This is a genomic window from Alteromonas sp. ABV4_515 (genome assembly GCF_056160345.1).
Window position 1 is genome coordinate 1 of record NZ_JBSWWZ010000048.1, and the last position, 299, is coordinate 299.

A 299-nucleotide genomic window follows, 5' to 3' on the forward strand; every position below is an offset into this window, starting at 1 on the left:
TAATATCAGCTTTCCAAATTGTTAAAGAACAGGTTTAGAGTAAAAAACCCTAATCAATACTTACTCAAAGAGTAAAAATTCATTAGGATTTATCATTCTTTTTTTCGACCAACTTCGTTTCTATTTACATTCTTTTTCAGGCAAGGAAGATGAAACCGTAGTGTGCTCCAGCACATGAGGTTTTATCTGACGCGGCATGAGAAAGAATTGGTAGGCTTGGGCAGACTTGAACTGCCGACCTCACCCTTATCAGGGGTGCGCTCTAACCAGCTGAGCTACAAGCCTGTTATCATCAGCTT

The 299-nt window shown here is 39.8% G+C and carries 1 tRNA gene; it reads right to left on the reverse strand.

From position 1 onward, the window contains the following. Window positions 1–208: 208 nt before the first annotated feature. Window positions 209–285: transfer RNA gene (locus ACXAGX_RS20620), tRNA-Ile, on the reverse strand. Window positions 286–299 lie beyond the last annotated feature (14 nt).